Source organism: Parabacteroides sp. AF27-14, from assembly GCF_003635425.1.
Lineage (GTDB): Bacteria > Bacteroidota > Bacteroidia > Bacteroidales > Tannerellaceae > Parabacteroides > Parabacteroides distasonis.
The window spans coordinates 1-4,220 of record NZ_QTLZ01000051.1; the positions used below are offsets into that span (position 1 = coordinate 1).

Here is a 4,220-nt window from a genome sequence, read left to right on the forward strand (position 1 = left end):
TTGTTCAGCCCGCTAAAGATCGACTCCTTGCTTACACGGAGGATACCCGTGATTACACCGCGGAAGATAGACGTATTGTCCTTGAAGACCATCGACATGAAGTTGCGCATGAAGACGATCATCCGATCATAAAAGCCCTTGTCGAAAGCCACATGGATCGGAGTATCATACTCATCGAGCAACACCAGAGGGGGCATGCCCCAATGGAGCGTCAACAGTTCGGATAGCAAGCTGATGGAACCCTCTAATTGTCCCCGGGAAGCCTTGCCCTCATAAAGTGCCATAAAGTCATCCAAGTAATTAGGCCGCATCTTGGGAGAATCGATCAAATAAGCATGGCGAGTAAACTCGTTTTTCAACTCATAGCCTATCCTGACCAACGTGTCCTCGAACGTATCCGCCTTGCAGTCCTTCAACGTCAACATGATCACAGGGTATTGACCTTGATGCTTATCGAAATCCTTCCACTCCCGGATACGCTTGCCGTCGAACAACGGGCGGAACACGTTACCATCCGTCTTCTCGAAGAAGTACCGCAGCATCGAAAGGTTCAGCGTCTTGCCGAAGCGACGCGGACGGGGCAACAACGTGATCAAAGCGCCTTCTTCTATTATCTGACGGATAAAATCGGTCTTATCCACATAGTAATAGCCCTCATCTATCATTTTCTTGTAATCGCTGATGCCGATCGGTATTCTTCTCGTTTCCATAAGTATCACTATTTTGAGTTGTGAATACAAATATAACAATTTATATGACAACAGCGATTATCACTTTTCCTTATTAATCTCATCATGTCAAAGAACGTTTCCCCTAGCGTTTGCGGCAAGGCACGAGGGGAAGCCTTATGATCTTATCGATCTTGAATACATCGGAGCGGATGCGCGTCACGAGGAGTCCATTCACCCGAGATACAACGCAATCCCTTGTTCGCAAAACCTACTTTACCGGGTAAAACAATCGAAAAAGCGTACTTATGCCCCACATCCCCTGCTTTACCCTCTCTACACCATAAATTACCCATTCCATTGATGTAATTGAAAGCATTCGCATACTCCTGATATCCTGTAAAACGAATATAAGTACTACCACCGGAAGATTGATCCTCAAAGTATAAGACAGCGCCTCCATCCCTTTCCAAACTAGAAGAATTAGCCAAATTCATTGCTTGGACATCATCATTAGATTCCGTATAAGATGAATTCGTAAAAAAAGGCAGATAATTAACCTTACTAGCCACACGCCAACCTGCCGGACATGGATCGTATACTGTTTTGTTGTCTTGAGAATCGTTCCATAGATCCCGCGTGCATTGATTAGACCAAGTGGCCCCTGATGCAGCAATTACAGTCGGGTTTTGAAAAGCTTGCAAAATAGTATATAGACTGGTCACATTCTTTCTGATAAAGTAAGAGACACCATCCGGCTGATATAGATTCAACATACCCGGAGTAAGTTGACCGCTATTAACCACGATAGATGTCGGAGATTTTGAGGAATAGGTACTCGGAAACGGGTCCTTCCTTCCCCATTGATAATGAAAACCATTCGTCTTGGAACGCTCCAACTTATCAGAAGGAGCGATCGTATAACCAGCCATCGCACCTAAATTTCTATCCATCATAGGATATTGTGTTTTATTTCCATAAGTGTATTTCTGGACTCGCTTATTCTCATCATCCACGGATTCGTTCGCCGTAGCGGAAGGACTATAATCCGTTACCCAGATATGCCAGCTCCAAAGGATATTGCCCGTCCCGTTATCACCATCGTAAGCGGCTATCATACCGCTACCTCCCACCGTATTCGTGGCGACACGACAATAGATACGGGCGTCAGTCAAACTTTCACCATTCTTTAGTTCCACGATATTCGTATGGTCGTCTTCCGTGGTTTGCGGGGCATATTTAGTCACGACACCTAAAACTGGGTCTCCCAAGTCACCATCCTCCAAGGTCTGCCACAATACTTTCACGGACTTTATCGGGGAAGAGAGCGTAGAACCGGAAAGACCGCACCAACCTCGCAATAGCGTATTATCCTTAGAAACGCCATTAACATAATAGGTATAGGGATTGAAGCAGAAGGCACCACCCGGGACAACCATGAAGCAGTTCGCCGTCGGGACTAGGTTGTTGTTATTCTCTGATGCCAAGATTGGGTCGATTATCGTGATACGTTTATCGTCTACCGGAAGTGATGTATGATCCATCGTTACCTTATATATATAGTTCGTATTATCACGTAAACTAAAATCCTTACTGGAGTTACCCCCCAAATAGACCCGATAGTTCAGTTTCTTTTTATTATCGGTCTTATGCTGGGAGATAAAAGTCGCATAGGCGCTTCCTTTGGGGGCGTTCGCTTTCGTACGGTAATAGTCGGAGGTAGCGTTCGCACTCTCCTCACGTACCACCGCCGGGGCCCAACAGGTGTATTGGCCCTTGTTTGTCACATTTGATACCTGTATCGTCCTATACTGGTCTAATGGGGATGGGTATGAGTCCTTATTGTCCGGTAATAATTTATACTCTACGGGAATACTTTGAAGCATGACCTGTCTCAAATCGTAACCGGTATTATCGGGTAGATTCTCCCATGCCACCGTAAGCCGGGTAGCCAAGCGGCGCAAGAGGATACGAATATCCGAGCCCTCGGGACTCTCAATCCGGCCATCTTCCGTTACGTTCACATAAGGTAAATGAAGAATATAGGGCATCGCGTTAACGCCGCCTTCCGTTGTTATTCCTTCAATCGTGGAGGCAGGCGCTGTCGTACCTTGAACGGAGGAAAGACTTTTATCCTTTAAGGAGCCAACCGTATAATTAGAACTACCATAACCACGTGCTATGATCAATAATTGGCAATCGTCCATGGCTGTTAAGGTTACACTGAAAGAAGAACCGATAGCCACATCCCCAAGACTTGCTCCTTTTCCCGCCACAAAGCTACCACTCCGGTCATATTGCCAAACTTCCAAGCCATATAACTTATCTGGTCTGGCAGTAGCCAACGGATCATCCGGAACCGTGATCGTTTTGGTCCCACCAACCGCGTCTTCCTCATCGGCGAGCCCCACGCATAAGGATACCTCTACCGCCTTGCCTCCACCCGTAGACGGGCGGGGTGAATCGAGACGATCCTCACAACTTGACATTCCTGACATTGATACTATTGACATCATGATCAATACTGCTTTTTGTAATTTTATTCCTATTTCCTCCATACCTGCACGTGCTTTTTCACTACTACATTTCACATTTTTTTGCTTCAAACACGCTGTCTCTTTCTTACGCAGAAAGAGACAATAAAGAGAAATCGCTCTTTATCCGCTGTTTTTCAAGCCCTTGAAAATGTTAATAGGACAAGGCACGTCACGCTTGACGGCTCGCTATTGTTTGTCTTTTTTAATTTTGATAAAAGATTTAAGCACTCACCTTGCCTTTATCAGCAATTTGAGCTACTTTTACACCCGAAAACGGATATTTATCCGTCATTCTGAAAGTTGTCTCTTTCTGCGTAAGAAAGAGACAATTTTTTTTCTCTCATCCCCTCATTCTCAATATCTTCCATTTTATTTCCTTTTTTCCATTTTCATGCATTTCGCTTTTTGTCTCTTTACAAATCACTACTCATTTAACATTTCGGACTTACTGTCCGGAAAGGCACGCACGAAACCGCACGATACCCGACGGGGGTACCGTGTAACTTCACGCATGCGACAACAATTATATCATCGCATGACGGGATTAATAAGGATAAGGAGTGTTATTTTACTCGGAGGTCTTCACCCACACACGCTTGCCATCGAAGGTGATGGCCATCTCCAGAATATCACGCACACCGGCCGCATGGAGCGTGGCGGCGTATCGCTTGTCTTTTATTTGCTGCAAAGCCGTATCCAACGTCGTCTCGACCGTGCTGCTCATTCGAAGGCGTTTCAGCTCCATGATATATCCACGGCGGCTAACGTCAACAGGGCACATCAAGATGTCATATCTGCCTAAACCGGACTCACGGTTGCTGCTCACCTTATACGAGCCGTGACTTACCAGCATTCCCAACAAGAAAGCTTGGTAGACCTTCTCCGGATCACGGCCGTTCGTGTCGTAATAGGAGAGCGTATTTACAACGAACTCATTCAAGATCTCCTCGAACGCCTCGATATCGTTCTCGTCCAAAGCCTGCAGCATCATCTCCAAGCGGTCGTTCTTCACCGG

General features: G+C 45.9%; 3 protein-coding genes. All 3 read right to left on the bottom strand.

What is annotated here, in order from left to right:
* Positions 1–710 (bottom strand): AAA family ATPase (locus DWY79_RS22190; protein WP_158593859.1); only part of this gene is annotated, 710 nt, incomplete at its 3' end.
* 143 nt (positions 711–853) lie between these two features.
* Positions 854–3,184 (bottom strand): DUF4906 domain-containing protein, encoded by a 2,331-nt coding sequence (locus DWY79_RS22195; RefSeq protein ID WP_233564036.1) that lies wholly within the window; start codon positions 3,182–3,184, stop codon positions 854–856.
* Between the two features lie 589 nt (positions 3,185–3,773).
* A partial coding sequence (locus DWY79_RS22200) for a PD-(D/E)XK nuclease domain-containing protein (protein ID WP_199705276.1) occupies positions 3,774–4,220 on the bottom strand: 447 nt, incomplete at its 5' end.